The organism is Klebsiella sp. X13, assembly GCF_003323835.1.
In the GTDB taxonomy this organism is placed as follows: domain Bacteria; phylum Pseudomonadota; class Gammaproteobacteria; order Enterobacterales; family Enterobacteriaceae; genus Klebsiella; species Klebsiella ornithinolytica.
In genome coordinates, this window is the sequence record NZ_CP030874.1 from 3,480,063 (window position 1) to 3,502,812 (window position 22,750).

Genomic DNA, 22,750 nt, shown 5'->3' on the forward strand with positions numbered 1-22,750 from the left:
AAGGTAGCTCCATGACAGATTCCATTTTCCCCCGCTTAGTGTTAACCAAAGGACGCGAGAAATCCCTGCTGCGTCGCCATCCGTGGATTTTCTCCGGCGCCGTCGCCCGGATGGAAGGTAAAGCTCGCTCCGGTGAGACCATCGATATCGTTGATTCGCAAGGGAAATGGCTGGCCCGCGGCGCGTATTCGCCCTCTTCGCAGATCCGCGCTCGCGTCTGGAGCTTCGATCGCAATGAAGCTATCGATAACGCCTTTTTCGAGCGTCGCCTGCAGCAGGCGCAGACCTGGCGCGAATGGCTGGCGGCTCGCGATGGCCTTGACAGCTATCGTCTGATCGCCGGTGAATCCGACGGTCTGCCGGGCGTGACCATCGATCGCTTTGGTCACTTCTTCGTCCTGCAGCTGCTGAGCGCCGGTGCTGAATACCAGCGTGCCGCCATCGTCAGCGCGTTGCAAACGCTGTTCCCGAACTGCTCTATCTACGATCGCAGCGACGTCGCGGTGCGTAAAAAAGAGGGGCTGGAGCTGGCGCAAGGTCCGGTTGTCGGCGAACTGCCGCCGGCCCTGCTGCCGATTATCGAGCACGGTATGCAGCTGCTGGTCGACATTCAGGGCGGCCACAAAACCGGTTACTACCTCGACCAGCGCGATAGCCGTCTGGCGACCCGCCGCTATGTCGCCGACAAGCGCGTTCTTAACTGTTTCTCCTATACCGGTGGTTTCGCTGTTTCCGCCCTGATGGGCGGCTGCCGCCAGGTTATTAGCGTCGATACCTCCCAGGAGGCGCTGGACGTTGCGAAACAAAACGTAGAGCTGAACAAGCTGGATCTTTCCAGAGCGGAATTTGTTCGCGACGACGTCTTTAAACTGCTGCGTAAATATCGCGATCAGGGGGAGACGTTTGACGTTATCGTCATGGATCCGCCGAAGTTCGTCGAGAATAAAAACCAGCTGATGGGCGCCTGCCGTGGTTATAAAGATATCAATATGTTGGCGATTCAGCTCTTGAATCCCGGCGGCATCCTGCTGACCTTCTCCTGCTCGGGTCTGATGGCGACCGATTTATTTCAGAAAATCATTGCCGATGCCGCAATTGATGCCGGACGTGATGTACAATTTATAGAACAGTTCCGTCAGGCTGCCGATCACCCGGTGATTGCAACCTACCCGGAAGGGCTGTATCTGAAAGGGTTTGCCTGTCGCATCATGTAACTTGAAAAGCGGAACATTGCCCGCATATAGCAGGTAATAACGTTTCCCAGGAGGTGCCTATGATTGCCAGCAAATTCGGTATCGGCCAGCAGGTTCGCCATACGCTATTAGGCTACCTCGGCGTGGTTGTTGATATCGATCCGGTATACTCGCTCGCCGAGCCGGAAGAGGATGAAATTGCAGCCAATGACGAACTGCGCGCCTCGCCCTGGTATCATGTGGTCATGGAAGATGAGGACGGCCAGCCGATCCACACTTATCTTGCGGAAGCGCAGCTGAGCGGTGAAGCCAGCGATGAACATCCGGAACAGCCGTCGATGGACGAGCTGGCCAGAACGATTCGCCGACAGCTGCAGGCCCCGCGGCTACGTAACTGATGTAAAAAAACCCCGCTATTGCGGGGTTTTTTATTTACTTCGCCAGCCCTAAGCGCGGTATTTCAATCGCCGGGCAGCGATCCATCACCACATTCAGCCCAGCCTCGCGCGCCAGTACCGCCGCCTGTTCGTTAATCACTCCCAGCTGCAGCCACAGCGTTTTCGCACCAATTGCGATGGCCTCCTGAGCAACGGCCAGCGCCGCATCGGAGTTGCGGAAGACATCGACCATATCCACTTTTTCCGGTACATCGCCAAGGGTGGCGTAACCTTTCTGCCCCATCAGCGTGGTACCAGCAACTTTCGGCGAAACAGGGATAACGTGATAGCCCTGTTCAAGAAGGTATTTCATCACCCGATAACTTGGGCGATCCGGTTTGTCACTCGCCCCCACCAGCGCAATCGTCTGGGTTGAGGTGAGAATGCCTGCGATATCGTTCTCTTTCATTTTATCCTCCACTCTTTAGCCCAAGTGTATGCTAATCCGACTGAACGAGCCATTCATCCTAACTTACGGATGCGTCAAAAATTTTCACCCGGACACTTGCAGCAGCAGTCACTTCCAGTAATCTGTCTGCAGGTCAAAATGTGGAATGAAAATATGGAACTGACGACACGTACGTTACCCGCACGCAAACATATCGCGCTGGTTGCTCACGATCACTGTAAAGATATGCTGATGAAATGGGTTGCGCGCCACCAGCCGCTGCTGGCCCAGCACGAACTCTATGCAACCGGCACCACCGGTAACCTTATCTCCCGCGCAACCGGGCTGGAGGTTAACGCGATGCTGAGCGGACCGATGGGTGGCGATCAGCAGGTCGGCGCGCTGATCTCGGAAGGTAAAATCGATGTGCTGATTTTCTTCTGGGATCCGCTCAACGCCGTGCCGCACGACCCGGACGTCAAGGCACTGCTGCGCCTGGCTACGGTGTGGAACATCCCTGTAGCCACCAATGCCTCAACAGCCGACTTTATTATTCTGTCGCCGAATTTCGCCGAACCTCTCGATATTCTGATCCCGGATTATCAACGTTACCTCGCCGATCGTCTGAAGTAATCCCGGCCGGCGGCCCGCCCGCCGGCACTTACGGTTTTCTCGCCACCGGCACATCCAGATCTTCTAACATTTCGACAAACGGCGAAGGCCGCGCTTTGTTGAACAACAGCCAGACGCGAAGCCGCGCACGCGTAATAGCGACATAGAGCAAGCGCCGCTCTTCCGCATCCGGAAAATCCTCCGGCTGCGGCAGTAGCGCCTGCTCCATAATGGATTCGCGCGCCGGGGCCGGAAACGCATCGTCCCCCTCCTGCAGCCCCAACACAATGACATAATCCGCCTGCTGGCCTTTACTGGCATGAATGGTCATAAAATCGAGCTGCAGATGCGGCCAGCGCGTCGCCGCTTTTTCCAGCGCCTCGGGTTTCAAATGATGATAGCGCGCCAGCAATAAAATCCGCTGGTCCGGTTTCGCATAGCCGCTGAGTTTATCGAGGAGATCGTCGAGCTTATCGTCCGCCAGCAGCGTCACGGCTTTCTTGTCTCCGGTCGTCAGGCTGTTCAATGGTTTACTCAACTGATGCGGGTTTTGTTGTATAAAACCGTTCGCCACCTCCCCAATACGCCCGTTAAACCGGTAGGTGGTATCCAGCGCACAGCAATCGCCTTCGCCAAAATAGTGATTGAATGCGGTGGTCAAAGAGAGTTGAGCCCCGCTGAAGCGATAGATAGCCTGCCAGTCATCGCCAACGGCAAATAACGTCGCCTGCGTGTTCTGCCGACGCAGCGCAGCAAGCAAGGCGGCGCGCTGCGGCGAGATATCCTGAAACTCGTCGACCAGAATATGTTTCCACGGGCTGACGAAGCGCCCTTTATCCAGAATATTAATCGCCTGATGTATCAGCCCGGAAAAATCGACCGCGCCTTCGTCTTTCAGCGCCGTTTTCCACGCTTTTAACAGCGGCGCCATCAGCTTAACGCGCTTGCCGAACAGGTCGCGCACCTCTTCCGGCGCGCCGGCGATCATCTCCGCCTGCGATCCCCCGTGCATGCGCATCAGGCTAACCCAGCGATCGAGGCGACTGGCCATTCGCCGCTGGATTTTTTTATCCTGCCAGAATTCGCCGTCCGGCACCTGCCAGCCCATCTCTTCCTCCAGCCACTGCCGCCACCCCTTGGCCTGCGCTTTTTTCTCCTGGCACTGCTGGCGCCAGTTTTTCAGCAGCAAGGTCTGGCGGGCCGTGCTGTCGCTCTCCAGCTTGCTGATGGTCGGCACTTTTTTGCTGCCCTGCTGAATAATATGTAATGCCAGAGAGTGAAAGGTACGAGCCGCGATCTCTTCTGAACCCAGACGTTCACGAATACGCTCATCCATTTCCTGCGCCGCCTGGCGGCCAAATGCCAGCAGCAGAATCTGATCGGCGGCGGCTTCTCCCCGCGTTAATAACCACCCGGCTCGCGCCACCAGCACGGAGGTTTTGCCGCTTCCGGCCCCGGCAAGCACCAACAAAGCGCGCTCGCCGTTGACCACCGCCCGCGCCTGCGCGGGATTCAGCGGAGAAGTTTCGACGCTGGCAAAAAATCCGTGATACTGCTCGAGCATCGATTCGGTAAAAGCCTGATTATGAGCCAGCCGGGCCTCTTCGGTATCAGCCAGCCAGCTTTGGCACTGCCGCCACAGCTCACGACAGTTCTCGAAAGCGTCAAGACGGCTGGTCGGCATCGGCAGACCGGTCAACGCACGACGAATCTTCACCTGAATATCAGTAACCTGCTGACGGGTTAGCCACTTGCCTTCGGCGCTGGCGCGGGCAACCTCCTCCAGCTGCTGCTGGAGAACACCGGCGGCAATACCGCTCATTTCCGCGCTCCACTGCTGCCAGAGGGTATTCAGATGATGATAAAAACGCTGCGTTTCATTCCACTCGGTGCCGTGTAAACGCACGACTTTGCTGTCCGGTAAAACGAACTCCAGTTCTCCCCAGACCAGGCCGCGCTTACATTGAACTGACAATAACTGATTGAAAGGGATAAGATACTCATGGTTATCACCCGAGACTTTTACTCCCGCGTTAAGCAGTTGCACCCGGTCGTAGGGATGCTGTGCCATACGTTTGCCCAATGTTGTCGCTTTAAGTTCCATATCATGCCGAATTTCAATCAGGTTGGATGTTTTTAAGTTTAACCGCCAGCGACCAGGTGCTCCAGCGTAAAAAACGTTACAATGGTCAGGTCTTATTATCTCCAGGACTGAACTGAGGGTTTATGCGTACCATTCTGAATATTTTGAACTTTATCCTTGGCGGTTTCGCCACCACGCTGGGCTGGCTGCTGGCAACCCTGGTCAGCATCATCCTGATCTTCACCTTGCCATTAACCCGCTCATGCTGGGAAATTACCCGACTCTCCCTGCTGCCTTACGGGAATGAAGCCATTCATGTCGATGAACTTGAACCGCAAGGCAAAAATAGCCTGCTGAATGCCGGTGGTACGATTCTGAATATTTTGTGGTTTATCTTTTTTGGCTGGTGGCTGTGCCTGATGCATATTTTCAGCGGTATCGCCCAATGCCTGACCATCATTGGCATCCCGGTCGGTATTGCTAATTTTAAAATTGCCGCCATTGCATTATGGCCGGTGGGACGTAGAGTGGTTTCCGTCGAAACGGCTCGTGCCGCGCGTGAAGCAAATGCGCGTCGTCGCTTTCAGTAACCGGACGGAACACGACCATGCTTAGCCCCTTGCTACGCCGTTATACATGGAACAGTGCCTGGCTGTATAACGCCAGGATTTTTATCGCACTCTGCGGCACAACCGCCGTTCCATGGTGGCTTGGCGAAGTCAAACTGACCATTCCCCTGACGCTGGGCGTGGTGGCCGCGGCATTGACCGACCTCGACGATCGTCTGGCCGGCCGGTTGCGCAATCTGGCCATCACGCTGGTGTGTTTTTTTATTGCTTCCGCCTCGGTGGAGCTACTGTTCCCCTGGCCCTGGCTGTTTGCGCTTGGGTTAACCGTATCGACCACCGGATTTATTTTGCTCGGCGGTCTGGGACAGCGTTATGCCACTATCGCATTTGGCGCCTTGCTGATCGCCATTTATACCATGCTGGGCGTAACGCTCTACGATCGCTGGTATCTGCAGCCGTGCTTTCTGCTGACCGGTGCGGTCTGGTACAACCTGCTGACCCTCTGCGGACACCTGATTTTCCCGATTCGCCCCCTGCAGGATAATCTTGCGCGCAGCTATGAACAGCTGGCGCATTACCTTGAGCTCAAATCCCGTCTGTTTGACCCGGATATTGAGGATGAGAGCCAGGCGCCGCTGTATGATTTAGCCATTGCCAATGGTCAACTGGTGACGACGCTCAATCAGACCAAGGCCTCTCTGCTGACGCGTCTGCGCGGCGACCGTGGCCAGCGCGGCACCCGCCGCACGTTACAATACTACTTTGTTGCTCAGGATATTCACGAGCGCGCCAGTTCATCACACATTCAGTACCAAACGCTACGCGATCATTTTCGCTATAGCGATGTAATGTTCCGCTTCCAGCGCATGCTGTCGATGCAGGCGCAGGCATGCCAGAAATTATCCCGCGCGATTCTTTTACGCGAACCTTACCAGCACGATGCCCATTTCGAGCGGGCATTTATGCACCTTGATGCCGCCCTCGACCGCGTACACGCCAGCGGCGCTCCGGCTGAACAGATGAAAGCGCTGGGCTTTCTGCTTAACAATCTCCGTGCGATCGATGCTCAGCTGGCAACAATTGAGTCGGCGCAAACCAGTGCCCCGGCAAACAGCGCGACCGAAAACCTGCTCGCGGACGATGGACTTAACAGTTTCAGCGATATTTGGCTGCGGCTGCGCCGCAACATGTCGCCAGAATCGGCGCTGTTCCGTCATGCGGTCAGGATGTCACTGGTCCTCTGTACCGGCTATGCGTTTATCCAGTTCACCGGCTTAGACCACGGATACTGGATACTCCTGACCAGCCTGTTTGTCTGCCAGCCGAACTATAACGCCACCCGTCATCGGCTCGCGCTGAGGATTATCGGTACCCTGGTTGGGGTGGCCATAGGCCTGCCGATATTACTGCTCGTGCCATCTGTTGAAGGCCAGCTGCTGCTCATTGTCCTGACCGGCGTGCTGTTTTTTGCTTTTCGCAACGTACAGTATGCCCACGCGACAATGTTCATCACCCTGCTGGTTCTGCTGTGTTTTAACCTGCTAGGTGAAGGTTTCGAGGTCGCGCTACCGCGTATTTTCGACACGCTGATTGGCTGTGCGATCGCCTGGGCGGCCGTGAGCTTTATCTGGCCAGACTGGAAGTTCCGCAATTTGCCGCGGGTGCTGGACCAGGCTATCAACGCCAACTGCCGATACCTCGATGCCATTCTCGAGCAATATCACCAGGGACGCGATAACCGCCTGGCCTATCGCGTTGCCCGCCGCGATGCCCATAGCCGGGATGGCGAACTGGCATCTGTGGTATCAAACCTGTCGACGGAACCGCGGGCAAACTCAGCCATGCGCGAAACGGCATTCCGTTTACTTTGCCTGAACCATACCTTTACCAGCTATATTTCCGCACTCGGCGCGCACCGGGAAAAACTCACGACGGCGGAAATTCTCGCCCTGCTTGATGATGCCGTCTGCTACGTGGATGATGCGCTGCACCACACGCCTGCCGACGAGCAGCGGGTGCAGCAGGCGCTTAATAGTCTGCAGACCCGGATCCAACATCTTGAGCCCCGGGCTGACAGCAAAGAGCCGCTGGTGCTTCAGCAAATTGGTCTGCTGCTGGCGCTGTTACCGGAAATCTGCAGGTTGCAAAAACAGGTTGCGGTTCAACCCGAGTAAGCATCGATACTCTTGTGCTGGCTGTCGGCCCAAACCTTAAGCTCCTGACGCCGCTGCGTCGGGAGCGCTGCGGAATGCACGCCGGCAATCGCGCCTTCCAGCGCATAGAGAACATTCAGGGTGAGGGCTTTATTTGACTCGCGCAATTTCAGCCAGACTTTCTCTGCACCAAACTGACGAAGCATGTTTTCATCGCTCACGCCCGCGTTAATCAACAGCAGCTCCATGTGAAAACTGATGTTCGGGAGATCTTTTAATCTTCCGGACGCGCGCTGTCGGTGCTTTTCATTACGTGCACTTTGTAATGAGGACGCCGATAGATTGAAAAGCGTTTTGCTATCCCCCCAGAGAGTCTCGTCAACCTGATAATATTTCAGTAATACCGGGCGACCATTTTTCCGCATCGTCAAAAGAGGGGTAGCATGCACAACGCGATATTCCGCGCTCTGCTCACAAATTTTAAGATAGATTTCGCCCTCGGCAACCATGGCAAAAACGGTATCGTCTATGGCAAGGCTATAGCCCCCAAAGAGCGGGCGACAGCTTATTTTGCCGAGTGGAGATAAACATTCCTGGAGTTGATGGAACCGTAAAGATGAAATTTTCTTCATGATTATTCCTTTGTTAATCATGTAAATAGAATATTATTTGTGAACGGATCCGTTAATATAGAAAGTAAGTGACTTCGTATATTGCAGCAAGATGATTTTTACACTGTTCAACATTTAATCATCATTTTGCGAGGTGCTTTCAGAAAACTGTCTGCCGGGAATACCCGATATATAAGGAATAAATACGCAAGCCCCGCGCACTGAAATACAAGTGAATAGTTTGGCGAGCAGGGTGAAAAATTTGAGAGATATGAATATAGCGATGGACCAGACGATCTGGTCTCTGCCATAACCATTGCCGAGAAGTATCGATCTCTCCACTCTCCCCACCAGGAAGGTCTGACGCGGAAGCGACAAAAATCATGTACAATTTTCAACCAATGAAGTGATAAATGAGGTTGATCTTTTCCCCTGCTGGATATACTGTATATTCATACAGTAACCCACAGGCGGGATAGACTATGTTTACTTCAGCTTACGCAAATCGTTCATCACTGACTTCTGCTTCAGTACGTCGCCCTTCACATGACGTCGTCGAACAACCGGCCAGCGGGCTGATCAGTGAAATTGTCTACCGTGAAGATCAACCTATGATGACGCAATTACTCCTGCTACCTTTATTACAGCAGCTTGGCCAGCAGTCTCGCTGGCAGCTCTGGCTCACGCCGAAGCAGAAATTGAGTCGCGAATGGGTTCAGTCTTCCGGATTACCGCTGTCGAAGGTTATGCAGATTAATCAGCTCTCCCCTTTCAACACCGTCGATTCGATGATCCGCGCGCTGCGCACAGGGAATTACAGTGTGGTGATTGGCTGGCTGACAGATGAACTGACGGCAGAAGAGCACGAACGTCTGGTCATCGCCGCACAAGAAGGACATGCAATGGGGTTTATCATGCGGCCGGTTGGAAATACGAACCCGGCTGGGAGACAACTCAGCGGGCTAAAAATTCACTCGAATTTGTACCATTAAGCCAAATTAGGATTAATCCTAGAATTTTTTTTGCTTACAACAATACCATTTTCTGAACAGGGTGATTTGTACCGGAATGCCTGTCTGATGCGGTTTCGCGGCTTTATTTGGCGAACAAAAATTAACCATATTTGTTAAATCTTGTGTACACAACCCTTTTTTTTCATATGCCTGACGGAGTTCACACTTGTAAGTTTCGAACTAAGTTGTAGACTTTACATCGCCAGGGGTGATCGGCTTACGCTGCATGTATCAGCATAGTTAACAACAAGTCACGCCCCGGGTGAAGGATTTAACCGTGAGGTCTTTTGTAACTTCATGGCGAATTTTGGATGATAATGAGGCGCAAAAAATGAAAAAGACAGCTATCGCGATTGCAGTGGCACTGGCTGGCTTCGCTACCGTAGCGCAGGCCGCACCGAAAGATAACACCTGGTATGCAGGTGGTAAACTGGGCTGGTCCCAGTTTCACGATACCGGTTTCTACGGTAACGGTTTCCAGAACAACAATGGCCCAACCCACAACAGCCAGCTCGGTGCTGGTGCGTTCGGTGGTTATCAGGTAAACCCGTACCTGGGTTTTGAAATGGGTTACGATTGGCTGGGTCGCGTTGCATATAAAGGCAGCGTAGACAACGGCGCTTTCAAAGCTCAGGGCGTTCAGCTGACTGCTAAACTGGGTTACCCGATCACTGACGATCTGGATATCTATACCCGTCTGGGTGGTATGGTCTGGCGTGCAGATGCTGACGGCAACTACGGTTCTACCGGCGTTTCCCGCAGCGAACACGACACTGGCGTATCCCCGGTATTTGCTGGTGGTTTAGAGTGGGCTGTTACTCGTGACATCGCTACTCGTCTGGAATACCAGTGGGTTAACAACATCGGTGACGCAGGTACCGTTGGCGCGCGTCCTGACAACGGCATGCTGAGCCTGGGTGTTTCTTACCGTTTCGGTCAGGAAGAAGCAGCTCCGGTTGTTGCTCCGGCACCGGCACCGGCTCCGGAAGTGACTACTAAGCACTTCACTCTGAAGTCTGACGTTCTGTTCAACTTCAACAAATCTACCCTGAAACCGGAAGGTCAGCAGGCACTGGATCAGCTGTACACTCAGCTGAGCAACATGGATCCGAAAGACGGTTCTGCAGTGGTTCTGGGCTACACCGATCGTATCGGTTCTGACGCTTACAACCAGCAGCTGTCTGAGAAACGTGCTCAGTCCGTTGTTGATTACCTGGTGTCTAAAGGTATCCCGGCTGGCAAAATCTCCGCACGTGGCATGGGTGAATCCAACCCGGTTACCGGCAATACCTGTGACAACGTGAAAGCTCGCGCTGCACTGATCGACTGCCTGGGCCCAGATCGTCGCGTAGAGATCGAAGTTAAAGGTTACAAAGACGTAGTAACTCAGCCGCAGGCTTAAGTTTAACTACCGATAAAAAACCCCGCTTTGGCGGGGTTTTTTTTGGGCTAAATTCTGGTATCAACACACAGTCTGCCCGGTACTGTCGTCCTGCCCTGTCCTTTGCAGCTACTCTTTCCCCAACAGCACCTGTAGATCGTGCTTCAGGCTGGACATTTTACTGGCGTACTTCTCTTTATGCTCGGCGTCTTCAATCAACTGTACGATGGTTTCAGACAGGGTTTTTCCACGCCGCTGCGCGAGCCCCGCCAGTCTCTGCCAGACGATAAACTCCAGATCGATCGACTTTTTGCGCGTGTGCAGATGCTCAGCGTTGAAGTGCCGTTTCCGACGCGCGCGGATTGTCTGCTTCATCCGGTTCATTAACTCCGGATTCATATGCTGCTCAATCCAGGTATGCACCAGAACAGGTTCATTTTCGAGCGTCAGTAAGACATCGACCGCGGCTTTCGCTGCGCTGGCTTCAATGTAGCGGGTAATCAGCTCACCTTCCCGGTGCTTTTTTACCAGATATTTCCATTTCCAGCCGCTTTCAAGGTTTTCCAGTTGTTGATATTTCATTGCGATCTCAATGTGACCGTGTAACTCATTTCAGGATATCAGTTTTTTCCCAATGTGCTGAGAATAAATCATCATTCGTGATGCAGGTAGCCCGGTAATCATCGCGGCAAACGCAATCCCCCGTGTGCTCAGACGCAGCATAAGGTATAATCGCGCGTTTTACATCTGACTAAAAAACAGCGACTTTGACCATTACGAAACTTACCCGAAACGACCTCGCTCCTGATACGGAAAGTTATCAGGCGCTGTTTGCACAAGCCGATTTAGCCCAGGCGGAAGATGGCCTCTCCGGCGAACTGCAGCCCCGTTTATTCTATGGTCTGGAGCAACTTCTGGTGACTCCGACCATCTCGCCATTCATGCTGGTGAAAGCCCCGGAAGAGCCGGAGTACCTGCAGTGGCTGGCGACGGAAACGCGAACCTTACATGAGCCTGCCGCACCGCTCTACGGTGTGCGCTATCAGGTCAATGGCGGCAACGTCACCCTCACCCCGGCTAAAGATGCCGACGATAATTTTGCCAGCTCCGCGCCGGTTGAAACTGCCGACTGGGTAGAAGCGGAGCAGCTCTTTGGCTGCGTGCGCCAATTTAACGGCGAAATCACTCTCCAGCCGGGACTGGTACACCGGGCCAACGGCGGCGTACTGATTATTTCTCTGCGCGCGTTACTCGCTCAGCCGCTGCTCTGGATGCGTCTGAAAAGCATGGTCACCCGCCAGCGCTTTGACTGGCTGTCCATTGACGAGTCTCGTCCTCTGCCGGTCGCGATTCCCTCTATGGCGCTCAGCCTGAAAGTGATTCTGGTTGGGGAACGTGATTCATTGGCCGATTTCCAGGAGATGGAGCCCGAACTCTCCGCTCAGGCGATTTACAGCGAATACGAAGAGAATATACAGATTGCCGATGCGGATACGCTCAAACTGTGGTGTCAGTGGGTAGGGAAAAACGCGCAGCAGCTCGGACTACCGGGAGTGGCCGCTGACGCCTGGCCCCTGCTGATTCAGGAAGCCGCGCGTTATACCGGCGATCAGGAGACATTACCGCTGTGCCCGCTCTGGATAGCCCGCCAGCTACGCGAAGCGGCGGCGTTCTGCGAAGGTGGGCAGATCACCGCGGAAGAGATGCAAACCATGCTGGCCCGCCGCGAGTGGCGTGAAGGCTATCTCGCCGAGCGGATTCAGGACGAAATCCTGCAAGAACAGATAATGATTGAAACCGAAGGCGAATGCATCGGCCAGATTAACGCCTTGTCGGTCATCGAATTCCCCGGACATCCGCGTCCGTTTGGCGAACCGTCTCGCATCAGCTGCGTGGTACACATCGGCGACGGTGAGTTCATTGACGTTGAACGTAAGGCGGAACTGGGCGGCAACATCCATGCCAAAGGCATGATGATCATGCAGGCGTTCCTGATGTCCGAGCTGGAACTCGAACAGCAGCTCCCCTTCACGGCTTCGCTGACCTTCGAACAATCCTACAGTGAAGTCGACGGCGACAGCGCCTCGATGGCCGAGCTATGTGCGCTAATCAGCGCTCTCGCTGGCGTACCGATTAATCAGAGCATCGCCATTACCGGTTCCGTCGATCAGTTTGGTCGCGTGCAGCCGGTAGGCGGCCTTAATGAGAAAATCGAAGGCTTTTTCACCATTTGCCAGCAGCGCGGATTAACCGGTAAGCAAGGGGTCATTATTCCCGCGGCAAATATCCGCCACCTGAGTCTGGCAGCAGAACTCCGGCAGGCCGTTGCTGACGAGCAGTTTTTCATCTGGGCGGTGGAAGATGTCACGGAAGCGCTGCCTGTTCTGACCCAGCTGCTCTGGGACGGTGAAGGGCAAACTTTACGGCAAACCATCCAGGAACGGATCGCGCAGGCGACGCAGCAAGAGAGTCGTCATCGTTTTCCGTGGCCGCTACGCTGGTTAGGTGGTTCAGGTTCGAACTGATCGGACTTGTTCAGCTTACACGTGTTAGCTATCCTGCGTCCCGAACTCAAAATAAGGCTTACTGAAAACATGGTAGATAAACGCGAATCCTATACGAAAGAAGACCTTCTTGCCTCTGGCCGTGGTGAACTGTTTGGCGCAAAAGGCCCACAGTTACCCGCGCCGAATATGCTGATGATGGACCGCGTCATCAAAATGACTGAGACGGGTGGTAACTACGATAAAGGTTATGTTGAAGCAGAACTCGATATTAACCCGGACCTGTGGTTCTTCGGTTGCCACTTTATCGGCGATCCGGTTATGCCTGGCTGTCTGGGACTGGATGCCATGTGGCAGCTGGTTGGTTTCTATCTGGGCTGGCTCGGCGGCGAAGGCAAAGGCCGCGCGCTGGGCGTTGGCGAGGTAAAATTCACCGGCCAGGTCCTGCCGACTGCGAAGAAAGTCACTTACCGTATTCACTTCAAACGCGTTGTTAACCGTCGTCTGATTATGGGCCTGGCGGATGGTGAAGTGCTGGTTGACGATCGTCTGATCTACACCGCAAACGATCTGAAAGTCGGTCTGTTCCAGGATACGTCTGCATTCTGATAAGCAGCGATGCTTAAAAAAGGCGAAGCCCCCGCTCTGCGGAGGCTTCTTTTTTTAAAGAGACAGTCAGGCAGTTTGTACCCTGTCCTCCATGGCTTCTCGCCAGCCTCCTAGCCAGTAGGACCTTTGGTTCAAGGTCTGGTAGGGACACATTTCTTTCGATCTTCCGGTTATCCCGGCCTGGTATCCACGTTGATGTGCCCGTTCCAGGCGATCTCGTTTTTGTCTCTTCATGCCTCGTTTCCCTCATTATTTGATCTGGTGGAAAAGAAAACAGTGGTCACTAAACGTGCAACCACGGTTAACGAATACCGCGAATCAGAGGCAACGTCAATGCGCAAAATTCACGCCATTGTCATAATTGTGAGCTACATGAAAATTCATTTGTACAAAAAATGTGAACCGGCACAAGTAACGATCTGACGAGACAAATAAAAAAACCGCGGGGTTTTTCAGACCACCGCGGCGCTTCATTTTCATTCATTTTGCTTATGGCAGGCGATTCAATTCGCTGGCAATTGCCGTGGCTTCCTGAGACCAGGCCTGAGCCAGGGTCTTCACCATCGCATCATAGCCATCCTGCTGCTGCTTAAGCTCAATATTGAACGGACGCTTAATCAGCTGCCCTTGATGCTTGAGCAACCACTCACCGCTGACAATGACCCGGCCATCGTAACGGCCATGGAAACCATTAACCGCCACGTTGAGCGTATCCTGTTCGCTGCCCAGAGGCTGTGAAGCAACCACCCAGCCCGGAAGTTGAGCACTCAGATTCGCCACCAGCGTCGTACGCAGCTGCTGATCGAGCGGGCTGGCCCACAGATTGTTATTGGCAATGACATACTGCACGTCACTGGTCTGATAGACCACCCCGTTGCCCGCCAGATAATCCGGGATACTGACCTGTTCAACCCACAGCAGATTTCTGCTCTGGTGGGCGGCGCTTTGCGCGCCGCTTTGTACAACCGGAAGCTGATAGTAGGTTTTATTTTCCCCACTGCTGCAGGCCGCCAACGCGCAGGCCGCAGCCACAATTAGCCATTTTTTCATTATTTCGCTCCCTTCGGCTGAGGATCTTTCTTATCCTTGGCCTCGAATACCAGCGCATTGCTCTTATCATTGAGCGTTTTCAGTACCGGCTGCAGTTCGCGAAGAACCTGATCCAGTCGCTGCATATCGGCCACCATTTTATTGTATGCCGCCGAGCCTGGCTGGAAGCCCTGCATACTGCGGTTCAGTTCGCGCAGCGTATTCTGCATATCGCCAGGAAGCTGCTGCATTGACGGGCTTGCCGCTATCTTGTTCAGGCTATCCAGCGTGGTCTGAACATGCTGCATCGTTTTTTCACTTTGCGCCAGCGTGGTGGTCGCTTGTTCCAACAGCGGATTTATCGGCAGGTTGTTAATCTTATCCAGCGCTTCCATCAGGCGCTGCTGGATCTGCGCCAGACCACCGCTGATTGTTGGAATGATCGGATAGGATCCAAACTCCTGAATCTTGCCGCGCGGAGGCGCCTTCGGATAGAAGTCGAGATCGATATACAGCGCACCGGTCACCAGGTTCCCTGTTTTCAGCGATCCCCGCAGGCCACGATTAATCAGATCATCAATATGCGTACGGATATTTGGATCGCCGCCGAGCTGACTGATCAGCCGTTCTGGTTCAATACGAACCTCTACCGGGATACGATAGTCTTCATTCAGGTGCTGATACAGTCCTGGAATAAAGAACGGCACTTTACCGACGGTACCCAGGCGGATTCCACGGAACTCGACCGGAGCCCCCGGCTGCAGTCCGCGCACCGAGTCTTTAAAGAACATGACGTAATCAATATGCTGGGTAAAGACGGAATCCTGAATGCTCTTCTGATCGTCAAACAGATGGTAACCCGTTTTGTTCGCCACCGGCTCGCCCATATCCAGACCTTCCGGGATATCAAAGCTGACGCCGCCGCCGAACAGGGTCGCCAGCGATCCCATCTCCACGCGCATCCCGGATGAGGAGAGATCGACCGCAATACCGCTGTCTTTCCAGAAGCGGACGTTGGTTGTTACCAGACGATCGTTGGGCGCATTGATAAACAGCTGATAGGTGATGCTGCGCTTTTGGGCATCAAAGGAGCTGGTTTCCACCGATCCAACGCGATAGCCACGGAAGAGTACCGGATCGCCAGGCGACAGCTGACCCGCTTTATTACTCTCCAGCAGAATACGGATCCCTTTTGCATCCGGCGAAGCCAGCGGCGGAGAGTCCAGCAGCGGGAAACGGGCGGGCTCCCCGCCTTTCGTCCCCGGCTGCAGTTCAATATATGCTCCGGACAACAGCGTACCGAGTCCGCTGATCCCTTCACGTCCTACCTGCGGTTTGACGACCCAAAAAACGGAATCTTCATGCAACAGTTTCTTCATGCCGGCGTTCAGCCGGGCTTTAATCTCTACGTGGGTCAGATCGTCGGTCAACGTGGCGCTCTCGACGACCCCCACATCCACGCTGCGGCTTTTAATCCGGGTTTTCCCGCCTTCAATCCCTTCAGCGTTGGTGGTGATCAGCGTCACTTCCGGCCCTTGATGGCTGTAGTGATAAAAAAGAATCCACGCGCCGATTAGCACAGTGACGATGGGGAAGATCCACACGGGTGACCAGTTCTTCACCTTTTGCACTTTCGCTTCTCCGCTCTTATTTTCCATGCTGCTGCATTTCCTCATGGCTTGAATCTGGTTCACGGTCCCACAACAAACGAGGGTCAAAGGTCATGGCTGAGAACATTGTCATGACAACAACGAGCGCAAACATCACCGCCCCTATCGCAGGATAGATACTCATCAACCCTCCCATGCGCACCAGCGCCGAGAGCACAGCGATGACAAAAACATCAATCATTGACCAGCGGCCAACAAACTCCACAATTTCGTAAATCAGGTGCATGCGCTCCGAGTCGCGCTGTCCGTTACCGTTAGCGTTCCAGCACAGCCAGGCAATGGCGAGCATTTTCAGCGTCGGCACCATAATACTGGCGATAAATATCACCAGCGCCACCGGGTACGAGCCTTCACTCCACAGCAGGATCACCCCCGCCATGATCGTTGACGGCAATTTATCGCCCAGTAAATCGGTAATCATGATCGGCATGATATTGGCGGGCAGATAAAGGACGCATGAGGTCAGCAGCAGGGCCAGCGTCCACTGCAGGCTATGCTTGCGTCGCGCGGTACCTTTTGTCTGACAGCGGGGACAAACGGCTTCATCAGCGGGCAAAACCGCGGTACAGCACGAACATGAACGTAGCCCCTGGCGGATCCCCGTCACGCCGATCTTCAGCGGCTGCGTCACCGCCGGCATCGGGGCAATATCGTCCCACAACCAGCGCCGGTCTACGCACTGCAGCGCACGCAGCTGCAGCATGCAGAACAAACACCATGGAACGAAGCTTAAGCCGACGCCGATATCACCGTATGCCATCAGCTTGACGAAGCTCACCAGCACCCCGGCGAGGAAAATCTCCGCCATTCCCCAGGTTTTAAGGTGAAACAGAATGCGCGCCAGAAACGCCTTTAGCGCGCGCGGCATATGAATGCGGTTGACCAGCAGCAGAATGGTGACCAGACAAAAAGCGGGCACCAGCTGTACGAAGAGTAAAAAGAAGGTGCCGAGGCTGGCGTAATCTTCGCTAAACAGCACGCCGGGGATTTCCAGCAGCTTGATTTCGCTGCTGAGACCGCTCACCTTCATATCCACAAAGGGAAACAGATTGGCCAACAGCAGCATAAACAACGCCACCAGCGCATAGGCTGTAGGACGCTGCCGGGGCGCGTCCCACGAAGTTGTCAGCGTCGTGCCGCAGCGCGGACACACGGCTTTCTGGCGATGCTCCAGCTGCGGCAAAGCCACCAGCAAATCACATTGTGGGCACAGGATATGCCGCGCAGCATGATGATGATCGCACATGAAAACTCCTCAGCTTATGCGCCGTTTTTTAATCCTTCGAGATATTCCCAGCGTTCAAAGGCAGTTTCCAGCGCCTGTTCCGCCTCGGCCAGCTGCGCCAGCACCTGCTGCGTATGATCATGGGACTGGCCAAAGAAAGAAGGATCGGCAACCTGTTCCTGCAGGGTTTGCAGTTGGGTTTCCAGTTCTTCGAGCCGTTGTGGCAACTGTTCCAGTTCGCGCTGCAGGTTATAGCTTAGTTTGCCTGATGCTCGTTTGACACTTTCTGCTTTCGGTTGAGCAACCTCTACCGCTTTTTTGCTAATCTGCTGCTTTTGCGCCAGATACTGCGCTTGCTGGCCGCGGGCGTCGTGATAGCCGCCGACATATTGCCCGATGCGCCCTTCCCCTTCGAAGATCCAGCACTCGGTAACGGTATTATCGACGAATTGACGGTCGTGGCTGACCAGCATCACGGTGCCCTGATAACCGTCCACCAGCTCTTCCAGCAGTTCGAGGGTTTCGACATCCAGATCGTTGGTCGGTTCATCGAGGATCAGCAGGTTGCTGGGCTTGAGGAACAGACGCGCCAGCAGCAGGCGGTTACGCTCACCGCCGGAGAGCGCGCGCACCGGTGTCATCGCGCGCTTCGGATGGAACATGAAGTCCTGCAGGTAGCCCAGAACGTGGCGCGGCTTACCGTTGACCATCACTTCCTGCTTGCCTTCCGCAAGGTTGTCCATCACCGTTTTATCCGGGTCAAGCTCCGCGCGGTGCTGGTCGAAGTAGGCCACTTCCAGCTTGGTCCCGACGTGAATACGTCCACTATCCGCTTTCAGCTGACCAAGCATCAATTTCAGCAGCGTGGTTTTCCCACAGCCGTTCGGGCCAATCAGGGCAATTTTGTCACCGCGCTGGATCTGGGCGCTGAAATCCTTAATCAGGACCTTGCCATCAACCTGGTAGTTGACGTTCTCCATTTCGAAGACAATCTTACCCGAGCGAGCAGCCTCTTCGACCTGCATCTTCGCGCTACCCATCACTTCACGGCGCTCGCCACGTTCGCGGCGCATGGCTTTCAGTGCCCGCACACGCCCTTCGTTACGGGTACGACGCGCTTTGATCCCCTGACGGATCCACACCTCTTCCTGCGCCAGCTTACGATCGAATTCCGCATTCTGGAGCTCTTCCACGCGCAGCGCTTCTTCTTTATCCAGCAGATACTGATCGTAGTTCCCCGGGTAGGTCACCAGCTTGCCGCGATCGAGATCGACAATCCGCGTCGCCATGTTGCGAATAAAGGAACGGTCGTGCGAGATGAAAATAATGGTCCCTTTGAAGGTCTTGAGGAAACCTTCCAGCCAGTCAATGGTTTCAATATCCAGGTGGTTGGTCGGTTCATCGAGCAGCAGCACGCGCGGCCCGCTGACCAGGGCGCGGCCGAGAGCCGCTTTACGCAGCCAGCCGCCGGAGAGTGAGGAGAGCTCGGCGTTGGCATCGAGATTAAGCTGCTCCAGCACTTCGTTAATACGGCTGTCGAGCTGCCACAGCCCTAAATTGTCCAGCTGCTCCTGCAGACGCGCCAGTTCATTCAGGTTCTTGTCGCTCGGGTCGGTCATCACCAACTGCGAAACATCGTGATAGCCTTTGAGATAGGCCGCCTGCTCGGCGATGCCTTCGGCAACGAAATCATAGACGGTTCCGCTCACATTACGCGGCGGATCCTGCTGCAGTCGCGCGACCACCAGATCCAGCTCATAAATAATGCGCCCGTCATCCAGCCCCTGCTCCCGGTTAAGGATTTTCATCAGGGTGGATTTGCCCGCGCCGTTGCGCCCGACCAGACAGACGCGTTCGTTATCTTCGATATGCAACTCGGCATTATCCAGCAGCGGAGAGTCGCTGAAGGAGAGCCAGGCACCATGCATACTAATTAATGACATTCTTTATTCCTTTCAGGCTGCAGTAATCAGCCAGCAGTTGTGGATCTGACGGTTACGGGCGAAATCCTGAGACAGCGTTTTTTGGGTAATTTCTTGCGCTTTCAGCCCCAGCTGCGCCAGCCCGTCATGATCCATACGGAAACCGCGTTTGTTATTCGAGAACATAATCGTGCCGCCTTTACGCAGCAGACGTTTGAGATCCGTCATCAGACGCAGGTGGTCGCGCTGCACGTCGAAGGCATCTTCCATGCGTTTTGAGTTAGAGAACGTCGGCGGATCGATAAAGATCAGATCGAACTGCTCATCGCTCTCGCGCAGCCAGCCCAGCACGTCAGCCTGCATCAGGCGATGCGCGCGCCCGGTTAAGCCGTTGAGGCGCAGGTTACGTTCGGCCCATTCGAGATAAGTTCGCGACATATCGACGGTGGTCGTTGAACGCGCCCCGCCGAGGCCGGCATGAACGCTGGCGCTGCCGGTGTAGGCGAAAAGGTTGAGGAAGTCTTTCCCTTTGCTCATCTGGCCCAGCATGCGACGCGCAATACGGTGGTCAAGGAACAGACCGGTATCCAGATAGTCGGTCAGGTTGACCCACAGACGCGCGTTATACTCCTGAACCTCGAGGAAATCGCCCTTCTCGGCCATTTTCTGATACTGGTTTTTCCCTTTCTGCCGCTCGCGGGTTTTCAACACCAGCTTATTCGGCGCAATGCCAAGCACGGAGATCGTTGCGGCGATAATATCGAACAGACGCTGACGCGCTTTATGCGCATCAACCGTTTTCGGCGGCGCATACTCCTGTACCACAACCCACTCGCCGTAGCGGTCGATCGCGACGTTATACTCCGGCAGATCGGCATCATACAGCCGGTAACACTCGATCCCTTCCTGACGCGCCCATTTCTCGTATTTCTTCAGATTTTTGCGCAGGCGGTTAGCGAAATCTTCCGCCAGGGAGACCGCGCCGCTGCCGTCGTTTTCCGCCAGATGGTAATTCTTCTGTACGCAGTCCAGCGGGCCGTTCTTGGCTTTAAACTGCTTGTCCGCACGCAATTGCAGGCAGCTCAGAAGCTCCGGCGATGCGCTGAACAGCGACAGATTCCAGCCGCCAAACTGGGTTTTCATCGTCCGACCAAGCAGGCTATGCAGGGCAATCAGCGCCGGCTCGCTTTCAAGACGTTCGCCGTACGGCGGGTTGCTGATAACGGTCCCGTACGGGCCTTTTGGCAGCGGATTGCTGAGTTGGGCAACATCTTTCGCTTCAAATGTAATCAGTTCGCCGACGCCCGCGCGACGGGCGTTGCTGCGCGCGCGTTCAATGACGCGGGCATCGACATCAGAGCCATAGAAACGCGACTCATAGGCCGCCAGCCCTTTACGTGCGCGGGTCTGTGCTTCGGCCTTCACCTCTTTCCAGACCGCGTCATCGTGCTGCAGCCAGCCGTTGAAGCCCCAGTGACCGCGATGCAGACCCGGTGCGCGGTCGGTCGCCAGCATAGCGGCTTCAATCAGCAGCGTACCGGAGCCGCACATAGGATCGAGCAGCGGCGTTCCCGGAACCCAGCCAGAGCGCATGACGATCGCCGAAGCTAGCGTCTCTTTGATCGGCGCCATGCCGGTGCCGTCGCGGTAGCCGCGCAGGTGCAGACCTTCGCCGCTGAGATCGAGTGAAATGTGCGCCGTCTCTTTATTCAGCCAGACATTAATCCGCAGATCGGGGTTTTCACGATCGACGTTTGGCCGCGGTAGATTTTTACGCGTGAAGCTATCGACGATCGCATCTTTAACCTTTAACGCCCCGTACTGACTGTTGCGAATCTCATCGTTCAGCCCGCTAAAATGGACGGCGAAGGTGGCGTCAGGGGTGAAAATCTCCGTCCATGGAATGGCCTGCACACCGAGGTACAGATCCAGGTCGCTATACACGCTACACTGGCCCAGCGGCAGCATGATGCGCGAAGCCAGTCGGCTCCACATCAGGCTTTGATACAACAGGCGCGTATCCCCCTGAAAATGGACCCCGCCCTGGACAACCTGGCAGTCCACCGCGCCAAGTGCTTCCAGTTCAGTTTTTAACAGCTCTTCAAGGCCACGAGCCGTACTGGCAAACAGAGAATTCATATCGTCACTTTTACTAAAAGAAAATTGTTGCGCATTATAGCCAATATGCGCCCCATGTCATAAAGTTAAAGGCTTATTTTTAAGCCCAGAGGCAGCGCATGATAACGCTATCGCGACTTTTTATTCATCCCGTCAAATCCATGCGTGGAATTGGTCTGACGCACGCGTTTGCCGATATCAGCGGCCTGGCCTTCGATCGCGCCTTTATGGTGACGGAAACCGATGGCACCTTTATTACTGCCCGCCAGTTTCCGCAGATGGTGAAGTTTACGCCATCCCCGCTGCACGACGGTATTCATCTGACGGCGGTAGACGGCAGCAGCGCGATAGTGCGCTTCAGCGATTTTTCAGCGCAGGGTGCGCCTACCGAGGTATGGGGGAATCACTTCACCGCGCTGATTGCTCCGCCATCGGTCAACCAGTGGCTCAGCGGTTTCTTTAACCGCGATGTTCAGCTCCGCTGGTTAGGCCCTCACCTCACCCGGCGGGTGAAGCGCCATGATGCCGTCCCACTCACCTTCGCCGATGGTTTCCCCTATCTGCTGGCTAACGAAGCCTCACTGCGCGATCTGCAACAACGCTGTCGGGCCAGCGTGCGAATGGAGCAGTTTCGCCCTAATCTGGTGGTGACCGGCGCGGCGGCCTGGGAAGAGGATACCTGGAAAGTGATTCGCATTGGTGACGTGGTTTTTGATGTCGCCAAACCATGTAGCCGCTGCGTGCTGACGACCGTCAGTCCGGAACGGGGGCAAAAGCATCCCTCCGGTGAACCGCTGGCCACGCTGCAGCAGTTCCGCACCGCGCTGGATAACGGCGATGTCGATTTTGGGCAAAACCTGATTGCCCGCAACAGCGGCGTCGTGCGCGTGGGCGATGAAGTGGAAGTGCTGACTCGCGGCCCGGCAAAAGCCTACGGCGCAGGCGAGAGCGACGATACGCCGGCGGTTGTCGCACAGCCGGATGCGGTCATTGAAATTGAATGGCAGGGGCAGCGGTTTAGCGGCAATAATCAGCAGGTATTGCTGGAGCAGCTGGAGCAAAAAGGCATTCGCATCCCCTACTCTTGTCGGGCTGGGATTTGCGGCAGCTGCCGCATCAGACTGGAAGAAGGCGAGGTCAGCCCGTTGAAGAAAAACGCGGTCGCTGGCGATGGTACGATTCTGTGCTGTAGCTGTATACCGAAAACGGCCTTACGGCTGGCGCCTTAGCGCG

At 54.9% G+C, this 22,750-nt stretch carries 20 protein-coding genes; 10 read left to right on the plus strand and 10 right to left on the minus strand.

Going from position 1 to position 22,750, the window contains the following annotated elements; all coding sequences use genetic code 11:
• The first annotated feature begins 11 nt into the window (after positions 1–11).
• Both rlmI and hspQ read left to right on the plus strand, forming a co-directional pair.
• Complete coding sequence (rlmI, locus tag DSD31_RS16585; protein ID WP_113991191.1) at positions 12–1,214, plus strand: 23S rRNA (cytosine(1962)-C(5))-methyltransferase RlmI; 1,203 nt, start codon at positions 12–14, stop codon at positions 1,212–1,214.
• Positions 1,215–1,273: 59 nt separating this feature from the next.
• A complete protein-coding gene (gene hspQ / locus DSD31_RS16590) occupies positions 1,274–1,591 on the plus strand; it encodes a heat shock protein HspQ (protein ID WP_004860177.1) in 318 nt (105 codons plus the stop codon).
• Positions 1,592–1,625: 34 nt separating this feature from the next.
• Here hspQ and DSD31_RS16595 read toward each other — a convergent pair whose 3' ends face one another.
• Positions 1,626–2,039 carry a CoA-binding protein gene (locus DSD31_RS16595; protein ID WP_004860175.1) on the minus strand — a complete coding sequence of 138 codons (414 nt, stop codon included), beginning with the start codon at positions 2,037–2,039 and terminating at the stop codon, positions 1,626–1,628.
• Positions 2,040–2,192: 153 nt separating this feature from the next.
• Here DSD31_RS16595 and mgsA point away from each other — a divergent pair, with 153 nt between their 5' ends.
• Entirely contained in the window at positions 2,193–2,651 is a 459-nt protein-coding gene (mgsA, locus tag DSD31_RS16600; RefSeq protein WP_015584710.1) for a methylglyoxal synthase, read from the plus strand.
• Positions 2,652–2,679: 28 nt separating this feature from the next.
• On the opposite strand, the gene helD is transcribed toward mgsA, so the two are convergent.
• Positions 2,680–4,734, minus strand: a complete 2,055-nt coding sequence (helD, locus tag DSD31_RS16605; RefSeq protein WP_032717632.1) for a DNA helicase IV — start codon at positions 4,732–4,734, stop codon at positions 2,680–2,682.
• Positions 4,735–4,856: 122 nt separating this feature from the next.
• Here helD and DSD31_RS16610 point away from each other — a divergent pair, with 122 nt between their 5' ends.
• Positions 4,857–5,303 (plus strand): YccF domain-containing protein, encoded by a 447-nt coding sequence (locus DSD31_RS16610; protein WP_004860167.1) that lies wholly within the window; start codon positions 4,857–4,859, stop codon positions 5,301–5,303.
• 17 nt (positions 5,304–5,320) lie between these two features.
• Entirely contained in the window at positions 5,321–7,456 is a 2,136-nt protein-coding gene (gene yccS / locus DSD31_RS16615; protein ID WP_004860163.1) for a YccS family putative transporter, read from the plus strand.
• Here the strand turns inward: yccS and DSD31_RS16620 are convergent.
• The gene (locus DSD31_RS16620) at positions 7,444–8,067 is read right to left on the minus strand and encodes a TfoX/Sxy family DNA transformation protein (RefSeq protein ID WP_004860161.1); all 624 of its coding nucleotides are present in this window, start codon (positions 8,065–8,067) and stop codon (positions 7,444–7,446) included. The genes yccS and DSD31_RS16620 overlap by 13 nt on opposite strands.
• A gap of 461 nt (positions 8,068–8,528) precedes the next feature.
• Between DSD31_RS16620 and sulA the strand changes: the two genes are divergently transcribed.
• Both sulA and ompA read left to right on the plus strand, forming a co-directional pair.
• Entirely contained in the window at positions 8,529–9,038 is a 510-nt protein-coding gene (gene sulA / locus DSD31_RS16625) for an SOS-induced cell division inhibitor SulA (protein ID WP_004860159.1), read from the plus strand.
• Between the two features lie 352 nt (positions 9,039–9,390).
• Positions 9,391–10,461, plus strand: coding sequence for a porin OmpA (gene ompA / locus DSD31_RS16630; protein ID WP_004860157.1), 1,071 nt, complete (start codon positions 9,391–9,393; stop codon positions 10,459–10,461).
• Positions 10,462–10,569: 108 nt separating this feature from the next.
• Here the strand turns inward: ompA and matP are convergent, their stop codons facing one another.
• Positions 10,570–11,022: a macrodomain Ter protein MatP gene (gene matP / locus DSD31_RS16635; RefSeq protein WP_004860155.1), complete on the minus strand. Its 453-nt coding sequence runs from the start codon at positions 11,020–11,022 to the stop codon at positions 10,570–10,572.
• A 185-nt stretch (positions 11,023–11,207) separates the two neighbouring features.
• Between matP and DSD31_RS16640 the strand changes: the two genes are divergently transcribed.
• Both DSD31_RS16640 and fabA read left to right on the plus strand, forming a co-directional pair.
• The gene (locus DSD31_RS16640) at positions 11,208–12,965 is read left to right on the plus strand and encodes an AAA family ATPase (RefSeq protein WP_004860153.1); all 1,758 of its coding nucleotides are present in this window, start codon (positions 11,208–11,210) and stop codon (positions 12,963–12,965) included.
• A 69-nt stretch (positions 12,966–13,034) separates the two neighbouring features.
• Positions 13,035–13,553, plus strand: a complete 519-nt coding sequence (fabA, locus tag DSD31_RS16645) for a bifunctional 3-hydroxydecanoyl-ACP dehydratase/trans-2-decenoyl-ACP isomerase (RefSeq protein WP_004860150.1) — start codon at positions 13,035–13,037, stop codon at positions 13,551–13,553.
• A 66-nt stretch (positions 13,554–13,619) separates the two neighbouring features.
• Here the strand turns inward: fabA and rmf are convergent, their stop codons facing one another.
• The 6 genes from rmf to rlmKL all read right to left on the minus strand — a co-directional run bounded on the left by rmf (position 13,620) and on the right by rlmKL (position 21,538).
• Entirely contained in the window at positions 13,620–13,787 is a 168-nt protein-coding gene (rmf, locus tag DSD31_RS16650) for a ribosome modulation factor (protein ID WP_004871568.1), read from the minus strand.
• Between the two features lie 255 nt (positions 13,788–14,042).
• A complete protein-coding gene (gene pqiC, locus DSD31_RS16660; RefSeq protein ID WP_004860145.1) occupies positions 14,043–14,603 on the minus strand; it encodes a membrane integrity-associated transporter subunit PqiC in 561 nt (186 codons plus the stop codon).
• Positions 14,603–16,240, minus strand: a complete 1,638-nt coding sequence (pqiB, locus tag DSD31_RS16665) for an intermembrane transport protein PqiB (protein ID WP_004860144.1) — start codon at positions 16,238–16,240, stop codon at positions 14,603–14,605. The genes pqiC and pqiB overlap by 1 nt, the downstream gene beginning before the upstream one ends.
• Positions 16,230–17,498 carry a membrane integrity-associated transporter subunit PqiA gene (gene pqiA, locus DSD31_RS16670; RefSeq protein WP_044346494.1) on the minus strand — a complete coding sequence of 423 codons (1,269 nt, stop codon included), beginning with the start codon at positions 17,496–17,498 and terminating at the stop codon, positions 16,230–16,232. The genes pqiB and pqiA overlap by 11 nt, the downstream gene beginning before the upstream one ends.
• Positions 17,499–17,512: 14 nt before the next feature.
• Positions 17,513–19,420, minus strand: coding sequence for an ABC transporter ATP-binding protein (locus DSD31_RS16675; RefSeq protein WP_004860139.1), 1,908 nt, complete (start codon positions 19,418–19,420; stop codon positions 17,513–17,515).
• Positions 19,421–19,432: 12 nt separating this feature from the next.
• Entirely contained in the window at positions 19,433–21,538 is a 2,106-nt protein-coding gene (rlmKL, locus tag DSD31_RS16680) for a bifunctional 23S rRNA (guanine(2069)-N(7))-methyltransferase RlmK/23S rRNA (guanine(2445)-N(2))-methyltransferase RlmL (protein WP_015584713.1), read from the minus strand.
• 98 nt (positions 21,539–21,636) lie between these two features.
• Between rlmKL and DSD31_RS16685 the strand changes: the two genes are divergently transcribed.
• On the plus strand, positions 21,637–22,746 hold the full coding sequence (locus tag DSD31_RS16685; RefSeq protein ID WP_004860135.1) for a YcbX family protein: 1,110 nt from the start codon (positions 21,637–21,639) through the stop codon (positions 22,744–22,746).
• Positions 22,747–22,750 lie beyond the last annotated feature (4 nt).

Coding starts and splice junctions, on each gene's coding strand:
- pqiC (WP_004860145.1), bottom strand. CDS start 14,603: ATGAAAAAATGGCTAATTGTGGCTGCGGCCTGCGCGTTGGCGGCCTGC.
- ompA (WP_004860157.1), top strand. CDS start 9,391: ATGAAAAAGACAGCTATCGCGATTGCAGTGGCACTGGCTGGCTTCGCT.
- hspQ (WP_004860177.1), top strand. CDS start 1,274: ATGATTGCCAGCAAATTCGGTATCGGCCAGCAGGTTCGCCATACGCTA.
- mgsA (WP_015584710.1), top strand. CDS start 2,193: ATGGAACTGACGACACGTACGTTACCCGCACGCAAACATATCGCGCTG.
- fabA (WP_004860150.1), top strand. CDS start 13,035: ATGGTAGATAAACGCGAATCCTATACGAAAGAAGACCTTCTTGCCTCT.
- helD (WP_032717632.1), bottom strand. CDS start 4,734: ATGGAACTTAAAGCGACAACATTGGGCAAACGTATGGCACAGCATCCC.
- yccS (WP_004860163.1), top strand. CDS start 5,321: ATGCTTAGCCCCTTGCTACGCCGTTATACATGGAACAGTGCCTGGCTG.
- rlmKL (WP_015584713.1), bottom strand. CDS start 21,538: ATGAATTCTCTGTTTGCCAGTACGGCTCGTGGCCTTGAAGAGCTGTTA.
- DSD31_RS16685 (WP_004860135.1), top strand. CDS start 21,637: ATGATAACGCTATCGCGACTTTTTATTCATCCCGTCAAATCCATGCGT.
- DSD31_RS16595 (WP_004860175.1), bottom strand. CDS start 2,039: ATGAAAGAGAACGATATCGCAGGCATTCTCACCTCAACCCAGACGATT.
- DSD31_RS16620 (WP_004860161.1), bottom strand. CDS start 8,067: ATGAAGAAAATTTCATCTTTACGGTTCCATCAACTCCAGGAATGTTTA.
- matP (WP_004860155.1), bottom strand. CDS start 11,022: ATGAAATATCAACAACTGGAAAACCTTGAAAGCGGCTGGAAATGGAAA.
- DSD31_RS16675 (WP_004860139.1), bottom strand. CDS start 19,420: ATGTCATTAATTAGTATGCATGGTGCCTGGCTCTCCTTCAGCGACTCT.
- pqiB (WP_004860144.1), bottom strand. CDS start 16,240: ATGGAAAATAAGAGCGGAGAAGCGAAAGTGCAAAAGGTGAAGAACTGG.
- rlmI (WP_113991191.1), top strand. CDS start 12: ATGACAGATTCCATTTTCCCCCGCTTAGTGTTAACCAAAGGACGCGAG.
- pqiA (WP_044346494.1), bottom strand. CDS start 17,498: ATGTGCGATCATCATCATGCTGCGCGGCATATCCTGTGCCCACAATGT.
- rmf (WP_004871568.1), bottom strand. CDS start 13,787: ATGAAGAGACAAAAACGAGATCGCCTGGAACGGGCACATCAACGTGGA.
- DSD31_RS16610 (WP_004860167.1), top strand. CDS start 4,857: ATGCGTACCATTCTGAATATTTTGAACTTTATCCTTGGCGGTTTCGCC.
- sulA (WP_004860159.1), top strand. CDS start 8,529: ATGTTTACTTCAGCTTACGCAAATCGTTCATCACTGACTTCTGCTTCA.